At 73.9% G+C, this 20389-nt stretch carries 12 protein-coding genes; 10 read left to right on the top strand and 2 right to left on the bottom strand.

Translation table 11 applies throughout. The features are described from left to right. Positions 1 to 85 precede the first annotated feature (85 nt). Positions 86 to 1432 carry a hypothetical protein gene (locus AB0F98_RS12140; RefSeq protein ID WP_357732910.1) on the bottom strand — a complete coding sequence of 449 codons (1347 nt, stop codon included), beginning with the start codon at positions 1430 to 1432 and terminating at the stop codon, positions 86 to 88. Between the two features lie 148 nt (positions 1433 to 1580). Here AB0F98_RS12140 and AB0F98_RS12135 point away from each other — a divergent pair, with 148 nt between their 5' ends. After that, positions 1581 to 2396: an SDR family NAD(P)-dependent oxidoreductase gene (locus AB0F98_RS12135; protein ID WP_357732907.1), complete on the top strand. Its 816-nt coding sequence runs from the start codon at positions 1581 to 1583 to the stop codon at positions 2394 to 2396. A 26-nt stretch (positions 2397 to 2422) separates the two neighbouring features. Here AB0F98_RS12135 and AB0F98_RS12130 read toward each other — a convergent pair whose 3' ends face one another. Next, on the bottom strand, positions 2423 to 3232 hold the full coding sequence (locus AB0F98_RS12130; protein WP_357732904.1) for an alpha/beta hydrolase: 810 nt from the start codon (positions 3230 to 3232) through the stop codon (positions 2423 to 2425). Between the two features lie 54 nt (positions 3233 to 3286). Between AB0F98_RS12130 and AB0F98_RS12125 the strand changes: the two genes are divergently transcribed. The 9 genes from AB0F98_RS12125 (at position 3287) to AB0F98_RS12085 (ending at position 20196) form a co-directional block, all read left to right on the top strand. Beyond that, positions 3287 to 3970 carry a TetR/AcrR family transcriptional regulator gene (locus AB0F98_RS12125; RefSeq protein ID WP_357732901.1) on the top strand — a complete coding sequence of 228 codons (684 nt, stop codon included), beginning with the start codon at positions 3287 to 3289 and terminating at the stop codon, positions 3968 to 3970. Between the two features lie 132 nt (positions 3971 to 4102). Next, positions 4103 to 7852 (top strand): S8 family serine peptidase, encoded by a 3750-nt coding sequence (locus AB0F98_RS12120; protein ID WP_357732898.1) that lies wholly within the window; start codon positions 4103 to 4105, stop codon positions 7850 to 7852. A 105-nt stretch (positions 7853 to 7957) separates the two neighbouring features. Further along, complete coding sequence (locus AB0F98_RS12115) at positions 7958 to 8872, top strand: LysR family transcriptional regulator (RefSeq protein ID WP_357732895.1); 915 nt, start codon at positions 7958 to 7960, stop codon at positions 8870 to 8872. Between the two features lie 81 nt (positions 8873 to 8953). Further along, on the top strand, positions 8954 to 9511 hold the full coding sequence (locus AB0F98_RS12110) for a cysteine dioxygenase family protein (protein WP_357732892.1): 558 nt from the start codon (positions 8954 to 8956) through the stop codon (positions 9509 to 9511). Between the two features lie 7 nt (positions 9512 to 9518). After that, positions 9519 to 10640, top strand: a complete 1122-nt coding sequence (locus tag AB0F98_RS12105; RefSeq protein ID WP_357732889.1) for a putative sulfate exporter family transporter — start codon at positions 9519 to 9521, stop codon at positions 10638 to 10640. A 292-nt stretch (positions 10641 to 10932) separates the two neighbouring features. Further along, complete coding sequence (locus tag AB0F98_RS12100) at positions 10933 to 12108, top strand: hypothetical protein (RefSeq protein WP_357732886.1); 1176 nt, start codon at positions 10933 to 10935, stop codon at positions 12106 to 12108. Positions 12109 to 12166: 58 nt separating this feature from the next. After that, on the top strand, positions 12167 to 13804 hold the full coding sequence (locus AB0F98_RS12095; RefSeq protein ID WP_357732883.1) for a hypothetical protein: 1638 nt from the start codon (positions 12167 to 12169) through the stop codon (positions 13802 to 13804). Positions 13805 to 13861: 57 nt separating this feature from the next. Further along, on the top strand, positions 13862 to 16843 hold the full coding sequence (locus AB0F98_RS12090) for a hypothetical protein (protein ID WP_357732880.1): 2982 nt from the start codon (positions 13862 to 13864) through the stop codon (positions 16841 to 16843). Further along, positions 16840 to 20196: a right-handed parallel beta-helix repeat-containing protein gene (locus AB0F98_RS12085; RefSeq protein ID WP_357732877.1), complete on the top strand. Its 3357-nt coding sequence runs from the start codon at positions 16840 to 16842 to the stop codon at positions 20194 to 20196. The genes AB0F98_RS12090 and AB0F98_RS12085 overlap by 4 nt, the downstream gene beginning before the upstream one ends. Positions 20197 to 20389: the final 193 nt, after the last annotated feature.

Raw genomic sequence — 20389 nt, 5'->3', positions numbered from 1 at the left:
GTCGAGCAAGCGACGTGATCAACCGTCGCGCGCTGCTGGCACCGGAGCGGCCCGGCTCGGCGTCGCACCACCGCGCCGGTCCGCGTCAGCGGGTGGACTCGGTGACCCGTACCGACCAGCGGGACCGCACCACCTCGCCGACCAGCACCGGTACCACCTGGTGGCCGGTACGGGCGGCCAGGGCGCGCGCCGCGGTCAGTTCCGCCCCGCGCAGGCCACCACTGAACACCACGGCCGGCCCGCCCGACGCCGCGCTGTCGGCGTCGGGGAACACCTCCAGTCGCCGGTACTCGGACGGAACGTCGGGGCCGAGCGCGTCGCCGACGACGAACACCGTCGCACCCGCCGTACGGAGCTGCTCGGCGACCGCGCGCGCCTGCCGGCGGGCCGCCGAGAGCACGCCGGTGACGGTGAAGACGTCGGGTGCGGCGGCGAGGTCGACGAAGAGTCGTCGCTCGTCCTGCCGGCCGAGGACCACGGGCATCCTGGCGTCCGGCAGTTGACCGTCGCCGATCCAGGCGCAGGGAATCTCCACGACGCCGTCGGGCGCGACGCCGAGCAGGCGTACGTCGAGGTGGTCCGGTGCATCGGTCAGCGCCTCGAGCTGTGCCACCACCCGCCCCGACGTCGCCAGCAGCGACACGGGTCGCTCGACGACAGTCGTGGCCGCGACCTCGCGGGTACCGGTGGCATCGGTGCTCGGGGCGACCTCGGCAGGCGGAACCGGGCGGGGGCCCGTGCCGGGAGGCTCGGCCTCGGCGGCCTCGACCAGCTGGGCGTCCTCCGCCGGCTCGGCTCGCTTCGCAGGCTCGGAGCTCTCCGCGGGTGCGGCCGGGTCGGCGCTCTTCGGCTCGGCGGCCCCCGGCTCGGTCGTAGCGTCGGCCTCCGGGTCGGCGAGTGGTGGCCGGCGGCCGCCCCGCGCCAGTCGCAGCACGACGGCGAGCAACGCCGCCATCACGATCAGCCCGGCGGCGCCGACCAGGTACGGGGTGACGCTCGTGCCGTCCTCCTCGGCGGCCGGCCCGTCCGGCTGCGTGTCCGACGGGGACGGCAGCGGGCCGACGCGGACCGTCGCGCCCTTCGCGTCGGACGGCAGTTCGAGGATCCAGCCGGGTTGCAGCGCCGTCAGCGGGTCCGTCAGTGCGCCGCCGTCCGGCTGCCGGCGGTCACGGTTGAGCTCGAAGATCTCCCGGTACCGGTTGCCGTCACCGAGGGTCTGCACCGCGATCTGGTACAGGTACTCGCGCTGGCCGTCGCGGGGCGGCCCGACCACGTAGTACCGGGTCGTGCCCGGGCTCGCCGTGGGTTCGGGCGACACCGACCGGGCGGAATGTGCCGGGACCGGCGCGGCCAGCGCCGCGACTGGCGTGATGATCGGGGCGAGGCTCATCGCGAGACCGAGGAGCAACCCGTTCCTGACCCACCTGCCCACTCCGCACCATCCCTCGCGAACGCCCACCCCGCAGGTTCGGCCCAGACCGTACGCGACGCGTTGTACGTCCGGCGAACCGCGTCGGACCGCCGTACGGTCCGGCGATGATTGGCCCGAGCAGACGGATCCCGAGTGGAAGCGATCAGTGATGACCAACCAGAATTCCCGGACCGTGGTGCTCACCGGGGCGACCAGCGGGATCGGGGCGGCGGCGGCGCAGCTCCTCGCCGGGTCGGCGCGGCGGCTGATCGTGCACGGCCCCGAACCGGCCTCGGCCGTGCGTCCGCTGCTCGACCGGCTGCGTTCCGCGGGCCGGGCGGAGATCGTCTACGTGCCGGCCGACTTCGACCGCCTCGGCGACGTCGTGGCCCTGGCCGACCACGTCGCGGGCACCACCGACCAGGTCGACGTTCTGATCAACAACGCGGGGCGGCCCGGCGCGCCACAGCGCCGGTGCAGCGACGACGGGTACGAGGCGACGCTGCAGACCAACTATCTCGCGGCGGTTCTGCTCACCGAGCGCCTGCTGCCGCTGATGCCCGGGACGGGCCGGGTGGTGCACGTGGCGTCCGCGACGCACCTGTCCGCGACGTTCGATCTGGACGACCCGCAGCTGCGGCGTCGGTACGAGCCGACCACCGCGTACGCCCGCTCGAAACTCGCGCTCGTCGCCCACGCGGTGCGGGCGGCGGCCCACATCCGGCCGGGGATCGTCAGCGTCCACCCCGGGGTGGTGGCGACCTCGCTGTTGCACGCGATGTTCGCCGTTCGAGGGGAGCCCGCGTCCCAGGGTGGCGCGAACGTCGTGGCCGCCGCCCTGCGGCCCGACGTCCCCAGTGGCGTCTACCTGGATGAGCAGCAGGTCGCCGAACCGGCCGGGCAGGTCCGGGACGCGACGTTCCGGGAGGACCTGCACCGGCTCACGATGACGCTGCTCGGGCCCTGGCTCGACGGCACACCCTGATCGGGCGGCCGGTCGGGCCAGTTCGGTCAGGCCGCCGCCAGGAAGGCGACGAGCGGCTCGACCAGCCGGGCCGGGGCCCGGTTGATGCCGTCGTGACCGCTGCCCGGGACCGGCAACACCCGCATCCGCGGCAGGACGGGTGCCAGGGCCGCCGCGAGCCTCGGGTAGTGCGGAGGGCCCGCCTGCCCGTAGGCGAAGAGCACCTCGGCGGTGATGCCCGCGTACTGCTCGGGTGGGCCGTCGTGCGCCGCGATCTCGGCGCTCTCGTAGAGCGTCATGTCGAGCAGTTCACCCATCTGCCGCCCGACGGGGTGGCGCAGGAGCAGCCGGCAGAGTGCGGTCTGCACGCCGAGGGGCAGTCGTGACGCAGGCGACTGGGGGTTGCCCGCGGCGCCGACGATCGCGAGCGCCCGGGCGGTCTTACCGGCGCGCAGCGCCGCCCGTGCCCGCGGTACGAAGTCGGCCTTGAAGATGCCGTCGACGGAGACGGCCGGGTCGTAGAGCGCGAGCCGGGCGATGGGCAGCGTGAGCGCGGCGCGCAGTGCGATGAAACCGCCGGAGCTGTGCCCGACGACCGTACGCGCCCCGGTGTGCGCGAGCACGGCGGCCAGGTCCTCGATCTCCTGCTCCACCGAGTAGGGCTCGCGGCGGGCCGGTGCGTCCGCCCGGCCGCGCCGATTGTAGAGGTGCACCGTGTGGTGCTCGGCGAGAGCGGCGGCGAGCCTCCGGTACGGCTCGATGGTCACTCCGCCGCCGTGTACCACGACCACGTCCGGGCCGGTGCCGGTCGAGTGCAGCACGATCTTCTCGCCATCAGGTGCGATGACCGGTGCCATGAGCGCCCACCTCTCCCATAATTGCGAACAGTGTTTGCAGTTTACAGTAGACCAGTGAACGATGCGACCCCGAAGTCCGGCCACACGCAGCGAGAATCGATATTTCGGCGACCGGCACGCGGAACGCGGGGGCCGGCGCCCGCGCACAGCCGCGACGAACTCGTGACGGCGGCGATCGCGATCGCGGACGCCGACGGGCTGGCGGCGGTGTCGATGCGGGCGGTCGCCGCCCAGCTGAAGACCGGAGCCGCCTCGCTCTACCGCTACCTGTCCTCCCGCGACGACCTGCTGGACCTGATGGCCGACCGGGTCGCCGCCGAGCTGCGCCCGTACCCGGAGCCCGACGGCGACTGGCTGGACACGCTGGTCCGGATGGCTCGCGCACAGCGGGCGGTGCACGAGCGCCACCCGTGGCTGTTCGAGCTGAGCCAGCGGGCCTCGGCCATCGGCCCCGAGGCGCTGGGCTTCTTCGACGCCTGCCTGAAGGTGATGGCACCGGTGGATGCGCCCTTCGCCGCCAAGTTCGAGGCGATCGGCATGATGAACGGGGTGGCGATCCTGTTCGCGCGCAAACGCACCGCCGGCGAGTCCCTCACGTTCGTCGGCCTCGACGTCACGCCGTACCCGCATCTGCTCGCCGCGTTCCGCCAGCCGGCCGCCGCGCCACCGGCGACGGACCTCTTCGAACGCGCGCTGCGCAGCCTGCTGCGCGGCCTGCTCACCCCCGACGGGTCGTAGCGCCCGCCGCCGGGGCCGGCCGGACCCGACTCCGAACGGGGGTCCGGTGTGGATGCCCCGGCGGATCCGGGACGACCATCGATTGCGATCATGCTCCGCAACGTTCCGCCCCCGATGAACGGAGCTGCATCCTTGAACGTCCCACCCATCCGCCGACGCGCGGCGCTCGCCGCCGTCCTGGCTCTCGCGCTCGGCGCCGCCACACCGGCGACCGCCGCGCCGGCGAGCAGTGGCGTCGCCACGCCGCCCGCCGATTCCCCTGGCCGGGCCCCCGCCGGTGTGCCGCACCGGATCACGCTGGTCAATGGCGACCGGGTAACGGTCACCCCCACCTCCGGCGGCGTCGTCACCGAGGTGCGCGGGCCGGCCGGCCAACCGGTCGGCGCCCAGGTCGTCACCTACGGCGACGACACCTACGTCTACCCCGACTCGGTCTCCCGGTACGTCGCATCGGGGCTGCTGGACCAGCGGCTCTTCAACGTCACCCAGCTGATCGAGGACGGCTACGACGACGCGCACCGCGACCGGCTGCCGCTCATCCTCAGCTACACGGACGCGGCCGCGCGGGCCAAGAGCGCGCCGACCGGCGCGACCCGCGTCCGCGACCTGCCCAGCGTGCAGGGCGCGGCGGTCGAAGCCGACCGCCGCCAGGCCGATCGCTTCTGGAGCGCACTCACCGGTGCGGCGGCCGGGGCCGCGACCGCCAAGCGGTCCGACGTCGAACCGGTGCGGTTCACCGGCGGCGTGACGAAGGTGTGGCTGGACGGCAAGGTGCGCGCCACCCTGGCCGACACCACGGCGCAGATCGGCGCTCCGCAGGTGTGGTCCGGTGGCAACACCGGTGCGGGCGTACCGGTCGCCGTCCTCGACACCGGCGTCGACGCCGAGCACCCGGACCTCACCGGGCAGGTCGCCGAGGCCCGCAGCTTCGTACCAGGAGAGGAGGTGACCGACCGCAACGGCCACGGAACACATGTCGCCTCGACGATCGCCGGCACCGGCGCCGCCTCGGACGGCCGGGAGCGTGGGGTTGCTCCCGGTGTCGAGCTGCACGTCGGCAAGGTCCTCAGCGACGCCGGTGAGGGACAGGACTCCTGGATCGTCAGCGGTATGGAGTGGGCCGCCCGGGACGCGAAGGCCAGGGTCATCAGCATGAGCCTCGGCGGTGCGCCCAGCGACGGCACCGACCTGCTGAGCCGGTCGGTCAACCAGCTCAGCGCCGAGACGGGTGCCCTGTTCACCATCGCCGCCGGCAACTCCGGCCCGGACATGCAGACCGTGGGCGCGCCGGGCAGCGCGGACGCGGCCCTCACCGTGGGCGCCGTGGACAACCTCGACCGCCTCGCGGTCTTCTCCAGTCGTGGGCCGCGTACCGGCGACAACGCACTGAAGCCCGACATCACCGCGCCCGGGGTCGACGTGCTCGCGGCCCGCTCGCAGTACTCGCCGGAGGGCGAAGGGCAGTACCTGACCATGAGCGGCACCTCGATGGCGACTCCGCACGTGGCCGGGGCCGCCGCACTGCTCGCCGCGACCCATCCGCAGTGGACCGGGCGGCAGCTCAAGGACGCCTTGATGAGCACCAGCAAGGTGACCCGCCAGTACGACGCCTACCGGGCCGGTGCGGGCCGGGTCGACGTCGCCGCCGCCGTCTCGGCGACCGTCTTCGCCACCGGCGTCGACTTCACCGCGCTGCGGTGGCCGTACGAGCCCGGGCAGCGCACCGAGCACCAGGTCACCTACACCAACACGGGTGACGCGCCGGTCACCCTCGACCTGAGCGTCGAGGCGCCCACCGCCCCGGCCGGGCTCTTCACCCTCGCCGCCGACCAGGTGACCGTGCCTGCTCACGGCACGAGCACCGTCACCGTGCACGGCGACCTGGACCGGATGGCCGACGAGGACAGCTACGCGTACGCCACGGTGGTCGGCGCCGGCCCCGCCGGCACCCCCCGCCTGCACACCCTGGTCGGGCTCGACAAGAAGGGCCAGCGCGTCGGGCTGAGCGTCACCACGAAGGACCGGGACGGCGCCGGGCTGCCCGGACAGGTCCTGCTCAAGGACATCACCCGGGACGTGGTGCCGAAGCTCTACGAGGTCGACGAGACCGGCCGACTCGACCTGCAGGTACGACCGGGCACGTACAGCATCCTCATGCACGCCGACGTGCCCGGTGTGCACGGCGCACACTCTGTCGGCCGGGCGGTGCTCGTCGCCCCCGAGATCGTCGTCGGCGACGACGCCCGCAGCGTCACGTTGGACGCCCGTATCCTGCGGCAGGTCACCGCCGTCACCCCGCAGCGGACCAGCCTCGCCGGTCTCGGCGTGTACTATTTCCGTTCGTATCCCGACCGGTACCGGCTCTCCGACAACTACCTCCTCGACCCCCGCTACGACAGCCTCTGGGCCACGCCGACGGGCCGGAGGGTCGAGCAGGGATCCTTCACGCTCGGCTTCCGGTGGTCCCTGATCCAGCCGCCGCTCACCGTGCGCGGCAAGGCCGAGGAGTACGACGACCTGCGGTTGCAGAGCGGCTCCGCGATCGGTCCCGAGGGGCGTCACGACCTCGACGCCGTCTTCGTCGCCGGCACCACGCCGGCCGACGTCGCCAGGGCCCGGGTGGGCGGGAAGGTCGTGGTGGTCCGGCACGCCGACCCGGCCACGGCTCTGGCGCAGGCCGACGCGGCGGCTGCGGCCGGGGCAGCGTTGATGATCGTGGTCAACGACGGCTATGGGCGCCTCGACGCCTGGGCTGACGTGCCGGACCCGGAGACCCCGTTGCCGGTCGCCTCGCTCGGCCGCGACCAGGGTGAGGACCTGATCAAGCGGATCCGGCGGGGCGACGTACGCCTGACCGTCGAGGGGCACGCGACCCCGGACTACCTCTACGACCTGGTCGACCGGCACCCCGGCGCGGTGCCGGAGAACCTGACCTATCGCCCTCGCGGCCGCGACCTGGCCCGGGTCGAGGTGTCGTTCCGCAACCCGAACCCGGGTGCGGGCACCTGGACGCGGTCCAACGTCTCGCCGGACGAGCCCTCGACCGCGCTGAGCGCTCTGCCGGTGCCCTTCCCGGCGCAGGGCGAGCGCACCGACTGGCTCTCCGCCGACGAGGGGAACGAGTGGCTCGAGATGGCCAACCTCACGCCGCTCGTGCTGACCTCCGAACCGGTCTCCTACCCGGCCGGACGTCGTACGGAGCAGAGTTGGTTCGCGCCGGTGGCGCGGCCCCGGGTGCCGCAGCGCTCGCTGCTGTCCGGCGCGCCGGTGCTGGTCGGCAGCGAGCTGTCCACGTACGGACTGCCGAGCTGGGGTGACGCGGAGCCACACCACCACGGGATGACCTGGGGGGCCGAGGTCGCCCAGACGACCAGCATCTACCAGGGTGACGACCTGATCGCCTCGACCCCGGGTGGCGGGATCGGCGCCTCCGTCGAGCCGGGCCGGCCGGTGCGGCTGGTCACCGAGGCGACCCAGGACGTCGTCTCGCCGTACTCGACCAGGACCGTGACCGAGTGGGGCGTCGAGTTCCCCGACGCGGACCCGGAGTCGGTGCGGCAGCTTCCGCTGATCCAGCTCGACTACGGCGTGGAGACCGACCAGGCCGGGCACGCCCGGCGCAACGCCCGGCTGACCGTCTCGGCCGGCCACCTCGACGGAGCCTGGCACGCCGGCGCGATCCAGGCGGTCGGGGTCGAGTTGTCGTACGACGACGGCCGGACCTGGCAGCGGGCGACGAAGCCGCGGGTCGAGCCCGGCGCCTGGCGGCTGGAGCTGTCCGCCCCGAAGTCGGCGCGGTTCGCCTCACTCCGCGTGACCGCCCGGGACGCGGTGGGCAACACCGTCACCCAGACCGTCGTACGGGCCTTCGGGCTGCGGTAGGCGCGGTGACCCGGACCGGCGCGGGGCGGCGACGTCCCGGGCCGGTCCGGTGGTGCCGCTCACCGAGCGTGGGCGGGTGACGGCCGAGCGACCTATGATTCGACGGTGTTCGACTCGCGCCACATCCGGACGTTCCACGAGGTGGTCCGGACGCGGTCGTACTCGGCCGCGGCGCAGGCCCTCGGCTACACGCAGCCGGCGATCAGCCAGCAGATGAAGGCCCTGGAACGCGAGGTCGGCACCCCGCTCTTCACCCGGGTGGGGCGGCGGTTGCGGCTCACCGAGGCGGGGGAGACGCTGGCTCGCCACACCCAGAACATCCTCGGCAGCATGTCGGTCGCCCGGGAGCAGATGGCCGCGATCGCACGGTTGCGCACCGGCCTGGTACGGGTCTGCGCGTTCCCCAGCGCCAACGCGACCCTGGTGCCCGAGGCCATGGCCCTGCTCGCCGTCGAACACCCCGGCATCCGGGTGGAGCTGCTCGAGGACGAGCCACCTGATTCGCTGCGCCGGGTGGTGCAGGGCGAGAGCGACGTGACGCTCGCGTTCACGTACCCGGGCCTCCGCGAGGAGGTGCCCGGGGAGCTGGTGGAGATCCCGCTGCTGGAGGACCAGCTCACCGTCCTGCTGCCGGTCGGGCATCCGATGGCCCGGCGTCGCGCGGTCCAGCTCGGCGACCTCGCGCAGGAGCGCTGGATCGCCGGCTGCCTGCGCTGCCGCACCAATTTCGTGCACGAGTGCGCCCAGCTCGGGTTCACGCCCGACATCGTCTTCACCACGGACGACAACCTCGCCGTCCAGGCGCTCGTCGCGCAGGGGCTCGGCGTCGCGATGATGCCCGGCCTCACCCTTCCCTTCCTACGCCGGGACAAGGTCCGGGGGCGACCGCTGGCGCCCGCCTCGCGCCGGCAGGTGTCGGCGTACGTCCTGCGCGAGCACCTGCGCATCCCCGCGACGGCCCGGCTGCTCGAAGCGCTCGCGACGGTGTCGGGACGGCGCGCCGATCTGACCCGAGCGTGAGTCGAGTCATAAGAGATTCTTGGGATCGGCTAAGGAACTGTAGTTGGACGTGATGGGTCACTCTCAGTCACGCTGGTTGTCATGACCACGCCGACCGCCACTGTTGCCACCACCGCCCGCCTCGCCCGGCTGGTCGAGGAGGTTCGGGCCGTGGTCGACCGGGGCCTGCCGCCGGACCTGACCGCGTACCTGGTGGGGGAGCGGCTCGCCCCGCACCTTGGCGCCTCCGACCTGCTCACCCCGGCTCAGTGCGAGGGTGATCCGGAGCGTTACCGCCAGCACATCCTGCATGCGGAGCGTGACGGCGGATTCTCGATCGTCGCCCTCGTCTGGCTGCCCGGCCAGCGGACCTCGATCCACGATCACGTCGCCTGGTGCGTCACCGGGGTGCACCAGGGCGAGGAGCACGAGCGGCGGTACCGCCTCGTCTCCGACGGGCTCGCCGCCCGGCTCGTCGCCACCCAGGACGTCGTGAACCGGCAGGGCGAGGTGTGCGGCTTCGCGCCACCCGGGGACATCCACCGGGTCTGGAACGGCGGCGACGGCAAGGCGATCTCCCTGCACATCTACGGCGCCGACATCTCTCGCCTCGGGTCGAGTGTCCGTCGCGTTTACCAGAATCCGACCGACGAGCAGTGAACGGGACATGGGTGCCGGCATGGCGCTGACCGGCACGACCGAACACGAAACCGACCCGGCCGGACCGGCGCGAACGGGGCACGGCGGCGCGGGCCGTACCGGCGCCGCGAAGCGCGCGGGCGGCCGGAAGGTCCTTCCCGGGCTGATCGCCGCGGCTCTCGGTGCCGCCGCCGCCTGGGCGGTGCACTGGCTGGTGCCCGCCGTGCCGGCGCTGACCGCCGCCGTGGTGCTGGGCATCGCCGCCGCCCACCTGCCCGTCGTCCGCGACCGGGTACGCGGCGCGGCCCGCCCCGGCCTCAGCGTGGCGGGTAAGCGGCTGATGCGGCTGGGCATCGTGCTGCTCGGGTTGAAGCTGAGCGTGCAGGACGTACGCGAACTCGGGTGGCCGAGCCTGGTGATGGTGATCGCCGTGGTGGCCGCGACGTTCGCCGGCACGTGGTGGCTGGGCCGGCGGATCGGGCTGCCCGGTGACCAGCCACTGCTGATCGCCGCCGGCTACGCGATCTGTGGGGCCTCGGCGATCGGGGCGGTCAGCGCGGCGACCCGCAGCGACGAGGAGGACGCGGCCGCCTCGGTCGCCCTCGTGACGCTCTGCGGCACGCTCGCCATCGCCGTGCTTCCGCTGATGCAGCATCCGCTGGGGCTCTCCGACCCCGAGTTCGGGCGTTGGGTCGGCGCGAGTGTGCACGACGTGGGACAGGTCGTCGCCACCGCGCAGACCGCGGGCCCGGCGGCTCTCGGTGACGCCGTCCTGGTGAAGCTCATGCGGGTGGCTCTGCTCGCCCCGCTGGTCGCCGTGGTGGCGATCGGGCTGCGCCGGCGGGCGCGCGCCCAGCGCGCGGAGCGGGCCGGCGGCGAGCGCACGGCGAAGCCGTCCCTGGTGCCCCTGTTCGTCGTCGGATTCCTGGTCATGATCGCGGTACGCAGCACCGGCTGGCTGCCCGCGGGCGTGCTCGACGGCGCGTCCCTGGCGCAGGAGATCCTGCTCACCGCGGCCCTGTTCGGCCTCGGCAGCGCGGTGCACCTGCCCACGCTGGCCCGGACCGGGGGGCGCGCCGCGGCGCTCGGGGTGAGCGCTTGGGCGGTCGTCGCCGGCGTGTCATATGCCGGCGTGCTGCTCACGACCTGATCAGTTGGTGCCGTCCGCCAGAAAGAAGCGGGCACCGGCACCGCAAGACCCCGCACGGGCCGCACCGGCCGCCCGCCACGGCCCGCGACCGGGGTGCACCCGGTCGCGGGTTCCCTCGTTCGGCGGTGCGCCGGCATCGGCCGGCCCGGTCAGGTGTGGCGGAGGCTCCGCGTGAGCCGTGCCCGGCTGGCCGGATTGAACCGAAGCGCCCCGTCGACCGTCGACCGTCGTGGGTGGCCGGGCCGGGTGCTCCGCTCGGGCCGACCGGAACGGCGCGGAGGGAGCAGGGTTGATGACGCAGATCGGCGAGGTGCGGCAGGAACAGGCCGCCTTCCACCAGCTGCTGCTGCGGATGGCCGGTCGGCTGCCGGACGAGCTGATCGCCGAGGCCCGGCGCTGGCTGGTCGCGGACGAGCTCGTGGAGATCGCCCAGGCGGTGGTCTTCGCCGCGCTCGCCGCCCGGGTCGCGGTGACCGAGGCGGAGGCGGCTCTGCTGGCCGACACCCTCACCGCCGCCGGCGAGGACGTCGAGGCGCTGGCCGACCTGGAACGCTCCGAGGCCGACCCGCAGCCGCTGTACGGCGTCGCCCCGGTCAGCCCGGAGGTGCTCGCCGAACACGGCGACGCGGTGCCGTACGCCGTCGACCTGACCCAGCCGTACGAGGGGCCGGGCGGGCTGGACGAGGTCGACGCCGCCGCCGTGGCGGCGATGCCGTCGCTCGCCGAGGACGCGCCGGCCGGGGCGCTCTGGCGTACCTGGCGGTTCCCGGCGATGGGCACCCAGTGGCCGCCACCACGGCGGGTCTACCTGCTGCAGGCCGACCACGAGACGGTCCTGCCCGCACTGGCCGCCGGGCTGCAGGACGCGCTGACCGTGGCGGGCGAGGACAACCCGCAGGTGGAGGCGTTCGTCGACGCCGATCGACTTCCTGCCTACCAGCGGACCGCGCTCGGCTTCTCCGCGCTGCTGTGGACCGCGAAGCCGGCGGAGACGCCGGCCGTGGCGCGGGTCTTCGACACCTTCGAGCCCGGCGTCGGCCCGGGCTTCGAACCGGACCATCCCGAGCTCGACGAGACCGAGGCCGAGCAGGTGGCGCGCTACCTCGATGAGGGGGTGCCGCTGCTGATCACCCCGGACCTCGCCCCGGACGTGGCCGACCCGACCCGCGAGCCGGCGGTGCCGACCGCGTTCCGCACCGACGGGCGATGGATCTGGAGCGACGCGGTCAGCTACTACCTGCGCGGCTACGGCCTGGCGCCCGATCCCGAACTCCTCGCTGAGATCCGGAGGAACGCGTACCGGTCACCGGAGGTCGACGCGGTGGCGTTGCACCGGGCGCTGTCGGTGCTCTACGCCTCGGCTGCGGGCGGCGTCGGCGCCGTCGAGGAGTCCGATGTGGCCGGCGCCGTCGACGAGCCCGTCGGCGGCGCCGACACGGGTGGGGCGGCCACGGCGAAGTCGGTTTGAACCGACCAGGGATGATCTCCGTCGTACATCCGAGCACCTTGCTGAGGGGGATCGAACCGTGTCCATGCCTTCCGGTGGCGGTGGCCGGTCCCGGCTGCGGCACGCGCTGCGCGGGCTCAACGTACGCCGTCGCCCGTTCGACAGCCCCGCCCGGCGCTGGACGGCCGCACTTCTCCTGCTAGTGCTGGCCGGGGCGGCCGGCGTCGTGGCCAGTTCCGGCTTCGGCCGCGCCACGGCGGGGCAGGCCCCGCAGCTCGTCGGTCGGCCGGTGCCGGCCGGCGAGGCGCGGATGGTCGCCGCGGCGGCACTCTCCTGCCCGGCGCTCACTCCGGCCCGGCTCGCCGGGCAGCTGATGGCCGCCTCCGGGTTCGACGCCGACGCGCGGACTTCCGTCGGCACTGGCCTGGCCGGACTGTCGGATGCGTCCTGGGAGCGGTGGAAGCCCACAGTCGTCGCACACCGGGCCGACCATGCCGCCAACATCACCGCCCTCGCCCACCTCACCTGCGACCTCGTCGGGCAGGTCCGGCAGGCCGGCATCGAGGGCGACGCGTGGCTGCTCGCGCTGGGTGCGTACCACTCGGGGATCGCGGCCGTACGCGAGGCCGGAGGCGTCCCCGCCCCGGCCCGCCAGTACGTCGACACGGTCGCCGGATACGCCGCCTGGTACGCCCGCCAGCCGCTGTCCGGCAGCGAAACCTTGTCCACGGCGAACGGACCGGCCGGGGTGGCGCCCAACCGGGACACGCCCGCGCGGCCGGTGCCCTCGGACTACCTGGCAGCCGTAAGTGAGGCCGGCGGGCACTGCCCCGCGCTCTCGCCCGCCCGGGTGGCCGCCCAGTTGATGGCCTCCTCCGGATTCAACCCGAACCTGCTCGGCGTCGACGGTGGACAGGGCATCGCCCAGTTCACGCCGGAACACTGGGCCCGGTACGCGCCCTTCGCCGCAACTGCCTCGCCCTGGGACCCGGGCGCGGCCGTCCCGGCGCTCGCCCACACCATGTGCTCCCTCGTCAGGGAGTTGGCCGGGGTGGGCAAGGACCCATACCTCACGGCGCTGGCCGCGTTCCGGGCCGGTCCCGAGGCGGTACGCCAAGCCGGCGGAGTGCCGGACAACCCGGCCGTACGCGACTACCTGAACCTGGTCTCGACGTACGTCGGCTACTACGGGGCCGACGCGCCACTCGCCGGCAAATCGTCGGCGCGGACGCCCCGCACGCCGACTGTCACCCGGACACCGCAGAGTCCCCGGCCGGACGCCACCAGGCCGGGCAGCGGTTCGCCCACCCGGCCATCGACCACCCGACCGTCGCCCACCCGGTCGGCGACCACCAGCAAGCCGCCCAAGAAGCCGGACTGGCAGACCCGAGTGGTCAACGCCACCTCGGTGCTACGCCCCGGCGGCTCGTGGCGCACCAACCGGCTCACCCTCACCCTGACCTCCGACGGCAACGTCGTCCTCTACGACCAGGGTCGCCGGGTGTGGAGCGCGCAGACCTCCGGCAAGGGTGCGGACCAGTTGGTCTTCCAGGCCGACGGGAACCTGGTGCTCTACACGCGCGGCATGGCGACGATCTGGAGCACGCGTACCGACGGCCACGACGGCGCGATCCTCGTGCTGCAGAACGACGGCAACGTCACGATCTCGCAGAACGGCCGGACGCTCTGGCAGACGGGAACGGCGAAGGCGGGCTGACCCTCGAGATCCGCCCACTCCGTCAATCCGTCCGTCGAAAGCGAGGTGACCCGCCCCATGTCCCCGGGCCGGACCGATCCGCCGTCGACGACCGACGTCATCGTGGAGACCGCCGGTGACGCGCTGGTGCTGCGTACCGAGGCGGACGCCCGGGAACCGTTCGTCGCGCTGGCTGTGGCGCTGCCCGTCGAGGTCGGGCAGACCGCGGTGGTGAGCACGCCGACGGTGACGGGCCGTACCGACTTCTTCGAGCTCCTCCCGGACCTGCTGATCGAGCACCTCGGCGGCAGCGCCGGGGCGGTCCGGGTCGTCGCGACGGGCGCGTACGCCTCCTCCGTCCAGGCGGTCCCGGCGGCGCGGAAGCTGGCCGAGTGGGTAGGTCAGGACGTGCTCGTGCCGGTCGTCGGGCTGGTGGTGGCACCCGATGGAGGACATCTCCTGCCGGCCGACGCGCTCGGCTCGATCTGGGTGACGTGTTCGCCCGACGGGCCACCCCGCCCGGCGGCCGCCTGGCCGCCGCCGGCCCCGGCGGATGCTGAGCCGGTACCGCCTCCGGCGCCATCCGCGCCTGTGCCGCCCGCGCCCGCGCCTGTGCCGTCCGTGCCCGTGCCGTCCGTGCCCGTGCCGTCCGTGCCCGTGCCGTCCGTGCCCGTGCCGTCCGTGCCCGTGCCGTCCGTGCCCGTGCCGTCCGTGCCTTCCGCGTCCGCGCCGCCAGAGGGGGCGGAGTCGCCGCCCGCAGCCGCGTCGCCCGGGGCGTCACCCCGACCGGTACGCCGCGTATGGCCCGACGGAGGGCCCTGGTGGCTGGTGTCCCGGGGTGACGGGGTGGTCGCGCTGCCGCGCGAGCGTCCACCCCTCATCTGGCTGCCGCCCCGCCCCGCGCCCACCGTGGCCGTGCCGAGCAAGGCCGCCACCCCGCCGCCCGATCTGCCCGGCGTCCGTACCCGCGCGGGCTGGTCCTTCGTGGACGAACCGACCGACGACCGGCCGGCTCCGGCGCTCGCCGGCTTCGTCGTCGAGGTCACCGTCGGTGCGACCGGTTTCCGGGTCGGCGGCCGTCCGACCCCACCGCGAGCGTTCGCGAAGCTGGTCGCGGCGTGCCGCCCGGACGCACGCGAACCTGTCGTGCTCGTGACCCGGGGCGCGGCCGTCTCCGGGTCGGCCGCCGACCTGCTCTACGGCGGCCTGGCCGACGCGCTGGCCGTCCATGTCTACGCCGCGGACGGGGAGGTGCAGCACACCAGCAGCGGACTGCTGCGGACCACCGGCGTCTTCCGCCGCTGGAGTCCCCGGCGCGCCCGACCGGGCGAGGGGCGACCGGCGCGTCAGATCAAGGTGGTCGGCCAGGTGCTGCCGCCGCTGCCGGGCACGGCCGGCCGTCGCGTCGTGCCCGCCGGCCGCTCGCCGGGCGCCGAGACGACGCGGACCCTTCCGCCCGCCGCCGTAAGCCCGGCGACCGGCACGACACTCACTGATCCGAGCCCGACGGTCGAGCGGGTCCCGGGGGCCGGCGCGTCGCTCACCGACTCGAGCCCGACGGTCGAGCGGGTCCCGGGGGCCGGCGCGTCGCTCACTGATCCGAGCCCGACGGTCGAGCCGGTCCCGGCGGCCGGGGAGCCGGGACGACAGCCGGACGTCCCGGCCGGTGTCGACCCCGCCGGCGACCCGAGCATCGGACCCGATCCCGAGCCGGAGCCGGTGGACGCCTCGTTCGCAGTGCTGCTCGATCCGGAGCGCTGGTCTACCCGGTCGGCGGTTGCCCCGATCACGGTGGTTCCCGTGCCGCCGGAACCGGTGGAGCCTGCACCGGTCCCCGCCGATCCGGCCGCAGCGTCGTCCGCCGCGCCGCCCGCGACCTCGCCCGGCGCTGCGCAGGCGGTTACCGCCGAACGGCCGGCGTCACCGACGACGCCGGCACCCGGCGACGGGGCCGGGCCGGTCACGCTCGCGCCTTCGGGTGTCACGGCCGAGCCGGTCCCCGGCGCCCCGGCGGCCGTCGCCGTGGACCGGCCCGAGCCGGTAGCACCGGTGCGGATCAGCCTTCCCGGCATACCTACGACGGTGCCCGGTCTGCCCGAGGGTGTGGTCGGGTCGAGGGCGGACGCGACCCCCGTCGGGGTTTCCGGGGGCTCCACCGCCGCGGCGCCCTCTGATGGCAGCGACGCGGCCGACGGCGGGGCGGACGGTCCGGCCGACGGGCTCGGCGGTCCCGCTGCCGACGTGCCGAGAGCGCGCTGGCTTCCGAGCGCCGATCCGGAGCTGACGGTCGCGAACCGTGCGGCGCTGCGCCAGGCGGTCGGCGGCCGCTACGACGCCCACGCCCGGGTGGTCACCCGGACCCTGGCCGAGTCGCCGGGGCTGCGGGCCGCGGCGGGTGTGGTCGCCGACCTCGCGGCCGGGCTCGTCGCCGTGCGGGCGTACTGCGACGGCGGACGTGAGTACGTCAACGAGGTGCTGCGCGGTGGCGGCGACGATGAGGAGGCCGAGCGGGTCGAACTGCTGGCCCGCTGGGCCACGTACGGGCTGCGTCGGCTTCCGTCGGTGTTCGGCCCGGTCTTCCGGCCCGGTCCCGCCGGCTTCGCGCACGTGCGCGCGTACCGCCCCGGTGACGTGCTCGCCGAGCCGGCTTTCGTCGACGTCGACCTGGCTGCCGGACCGGTCCCGCCGTCGGGGGTGGAGTTCGCCATCTGGTCGGTCAGCGCCCATCGGCTCGGCGGGCTGGCCGCCGACCCCGGCCCGGGCGGCGCCGTCTTCCAGCCGGGCAGCCGGTTCCTGGTGCTCGCGGTCGACGAGCAGCCCGGCGAGGGCGCACCGATGCGGGTGATGCTGCAGGATCTCGGCGCCGCGTACGGCGTCGAGCCGCGCCGCGGGGGGCGCAACGACTCGGAGCGGATCCTGGCCCAGCTGCGGGCGGCGCCACGTACCGGTGCGAGCCGGACGACGGGCTTCGCCCCGGGGCTGGACGACGAGGGCCGCCCCTTCCAGCGGCCGGCGGAACTCGCCGGCGCTGCCGCGGTGAACAAGGGTGGGAGCGCGTGAGCAACGGCATGCTGCTGGTGTCCCAGACGGATCCGGGATACCTGTCGACCATCGAGGAGGCCGTCCGGGCGGCCGCGCCGGGGGCGACAGTCGTCGTCCAGCCGGGCACGTACCGCGAGCAGTTGCGGCTGACGCGGGACGTGGTGGTGACCGCGGAGGACGGGCCGGGCACGGTCACCATCGACGGCGGTGACGGCGTCGCGGTCTTCGCCGCCCGGGGTACGGCGACGCTGCGCGGGTTGACCGTGCGCGGCGGTGGCACCGACCTGCCCGCGGTCCAGGTGGGGCAGGGTCGCCTGCACCTGAGCGACTGCGACGTCGTCGGGCAGGGCATCGTGGCGGTGCACGTTCCGGGCGGCCAGTTCGAGTTATCTGACTGCCGGGTCAGCAACCCGGCCGGCGCGGGTTTCCTGATCGAGGGGAACGCCGTCGGCGAGGTCGTACGGACCACCGTGCGGGACGTGGCCAGCGCGGCGATCGTGGTCACGGGCGGAGCCGACCCTGTGTTCCGCGACTGCACAGTGGCCGACGTTCGTGGCGCGGGCGTGCTCGTCACCAAGGGCGGTCGGGGCAGTGTCGAGGCGTGTGACATCAGCGCCGTCGAGGGGCCGGCCGTGGCCGTCGAGGAGAACGGTGCCGTCCGGGTGGTGCGTACCACCGTGCACGACACCTCCGGCGCGGGCGTCTTCGTCGCCGGTGGCATCCCCACGTTCGAGGAGTGCGAGTTCCGCGCCGTCGGCGGCCACGGGGTGGTCCTCTCCGGCACCGCCGACCCGGTGCTCACCCGGTGCCGGGTCAGCGGCAGCGCCGGCCACGGGCTCTACGCGTTGGAGACCGCGACCGGAGTGTTCAGCGACGGGGAGATCAGTGGCACCGGATCCGCCGCCGTGGCCGTGGCCGGCGCGGCGGCGCCGCGGATCGAGGGCGGCCGGGTGTCCGGCGACGGTGGCGTGGCGCTGCTGTTCGATGCGGAGTCGGCGGGCACCGTACGCGGGCTGACCGTCCGCGGCGGACAGGACGGTCTGCTGGTGCAGGGCCGGGCACGCCCCGCCATCGAGAACGTCACGATCACCGACTGCGCCCAGTACGGCGTACGGGTGGCCGACAGCGCCGCCCCGAGCGTGCGCGGAGCGCGTATCGACGGATGCCAGGGCGGTGGTGTCCAGGTCGGTCGCGGTGCGACTCTCACGATGCTGGAGACCACCGTCAGCGCCGGCGCGAACGCGCTGTTGCTCGCCGCCGGCGGCGCCGCCACGGCCACCGCCTGCGAGTTCGGCGGGGCCCGGCAGGCGGGCGTCCTGGTGCAGCAGGAGGCCACGCTGACGTTGGCCCGTACCCGGGTGCGCGGCAGCGGCGGACCGGGAATCCAGTTCGGGGCCGGTTCCTCCGGCCAGCTCGACGGCTGCGAGGTGCTGGAGAACGCCGGCGACGGACTGCTCGTCGAGACGCTGGAGCCGGTGCGGGTGCGTACCACCACCATCGTCGGCAACGGCGGTGAGCCGATCCGGCTGACCGTGCCGGGCACGGTCGACGTGGACGATTCGCGGGCCTCCCGGCCGTCGGGCGGCGAACCGTCGCGCCCCGAGGAGACCTCGGGCCGGCCGTCCACTCCCGTGCCGTCGACACCGGTCACCACCCGCGACTCGACCCCGGTCGCCCCCGCGGTGGCCGCGAAGACCGGGCAGCCGGCCGCTCCGGCCGACCCGGCGACGCCGCTGCTGGCGGAGTTGGACGCGCTCGTCGGGCTCGCCGGGGTGAAGCACGAGGTCGCGACCCTGGTCGGGCTGCACCGGATCAGCCAGCGTCGCGCTGCCGCCGGACTGCCGGCGCCGCCGATGTCCCGGCACATGGTGTTCGCCGGTGCTCCCGGTACCGGCAAGACCACTGTGGCCCGGCTGTACGGGCGCATCCTCGCCGCGCTCGGCGTGCTGAAGTCCGGTCAACTGGTCGAGGTCGCCCGGGCGGACCTGGTGGCCGAGCACATCGGTGGCACGGCGGTGAAGACCACCGAGAAGTTCAACGAGGCGCGCGGTGGTGTGCTCTTCGTCGACGAGGCGTACGCGCTCGCCCCGGTGGAGGGCGGCAACGGTCACGACTTCGGCCGGGAGGCGATCGACACCCTGGTCAAACTGATGGAGGACCACCGGGACGAGGTGGTGGTCATCGTCGCCGGCTACTCGGCGCAGATGCGCCAGTTCCTGGACGCCAACCCGGGCCTGGCCTCCCGGTTCTCCAAGACCGTCGAATTCGAGAGCTACTCGACGGAGGAGTTGGTCACCATCGTGGAGCGGCTCTGCAGCACGCACCACTACTCCCTGGAGTACGACACCCGGATGGCGCTGGCCAACCTCTTCGACGGGATGAGCCGGGACGCGAACTTCGGCAACGCCCGGGTGGCCCGGAAGGTGTTCGAGGAGATGATCGGACGCCAGGCGTACCGGCTCTCCCAGGCCGGTGATCCGTCCGGCGTCGAGCTGGCGCAGCTGCTGCCACAGGATCTGGGTGCGCCAGCGGGGACCGGGGTGCAGGCCGGGGTGGCTCGCGACGACGAGGTCGACCGGCTGCTCGGCCGGCTGAACGCCATGATCGGGCTGGCCGGGGTGAAGCGTGAGGTGGCCGACATGATCGACCTGCTCGCGACCATCCGGACCCGGGTCAGGGCGGGGCTGCCGGCGCCGTCGGTCTCCCGGCACCTGGTCTTCTCCGGGCCACCCGGAACGGGCAAGACCACTGTGGCCCGGCTGTACGGCGAGCTGCTGACCGCCTTGGGCGTGCTCGCCGGTGGCCAGCTGGTGGAGGTCGCCCGGGCCGACCTGGTGGGGGAGTACATCGGGCACACCGCTCAGCGCACCCGGGAGGCGTTCGACCGGGCCCGGGGCGGGGTGCTCTTCATCGACGAGGCGTACACGCTGGCGCCGCCGGACGCCCGCCAGGACTTCGGTCGGGAGGCCATCGACACGCTCGTCAAGCTGATGGAGGACCACCGCGACGAGGTGGTCGTCATCGCCGCCGGGTACGAGGAGGAGATCGAGGAGTTCCTCGCCGCCAACGCGGGTTTGGCGTCCCGGTTCTCGCGCCGGATCCACTTCACCAACTACGACGCCAACGACCTGGTCGCCATCTTCCAGAACCTGGCCGCGGCGAGCGGTTACGAGTGCCCGGGGGAGACCCTGGCGGCCCTGCGCGGACACTTCGAGCGGGTACCGCGGACCCGGTCGTTCGGCAACGGCCGGTACGCCCGGCAGGTGCTCGACGAGGCGATCACGCGCCAGGCCGGCCGTATCCGATCGCTGCGTGACCCGAGCGTGGAACAGTTGAGGATGCTCCTCGCCGAGGACGTCGCGGCAACATGAACGCTTTTCAGCGTTGTGCCATGACTGCCGACGTTTGTAATGATTTCGTGAATGTTTCGCTTGAACGGCACAGCCCTGGCCGTATGCTTCACCGAAGCTCCAGCGTGGATTCGCCGGTAACCGACGGATCCCGCGCGGGAGCGAGGCGTGACGGTTACCGGGGAGGCGGTTTGTTGTTGGTGCCGGCCAAGCT

Source organism: Micromonospora sp. NPDC023737 (assembly GCF_040639715.1).
GTDB lineage: Bacteria > Actinomycetota > Actinomycetes > Mycobacteriales > Micromonosporaceae > Micromonospora.
The sequence above is the reverse complement of the archived record's forward strand: the minus strand, read 5'-3'. Positions and strand labels throughout refer to the sequence as shown.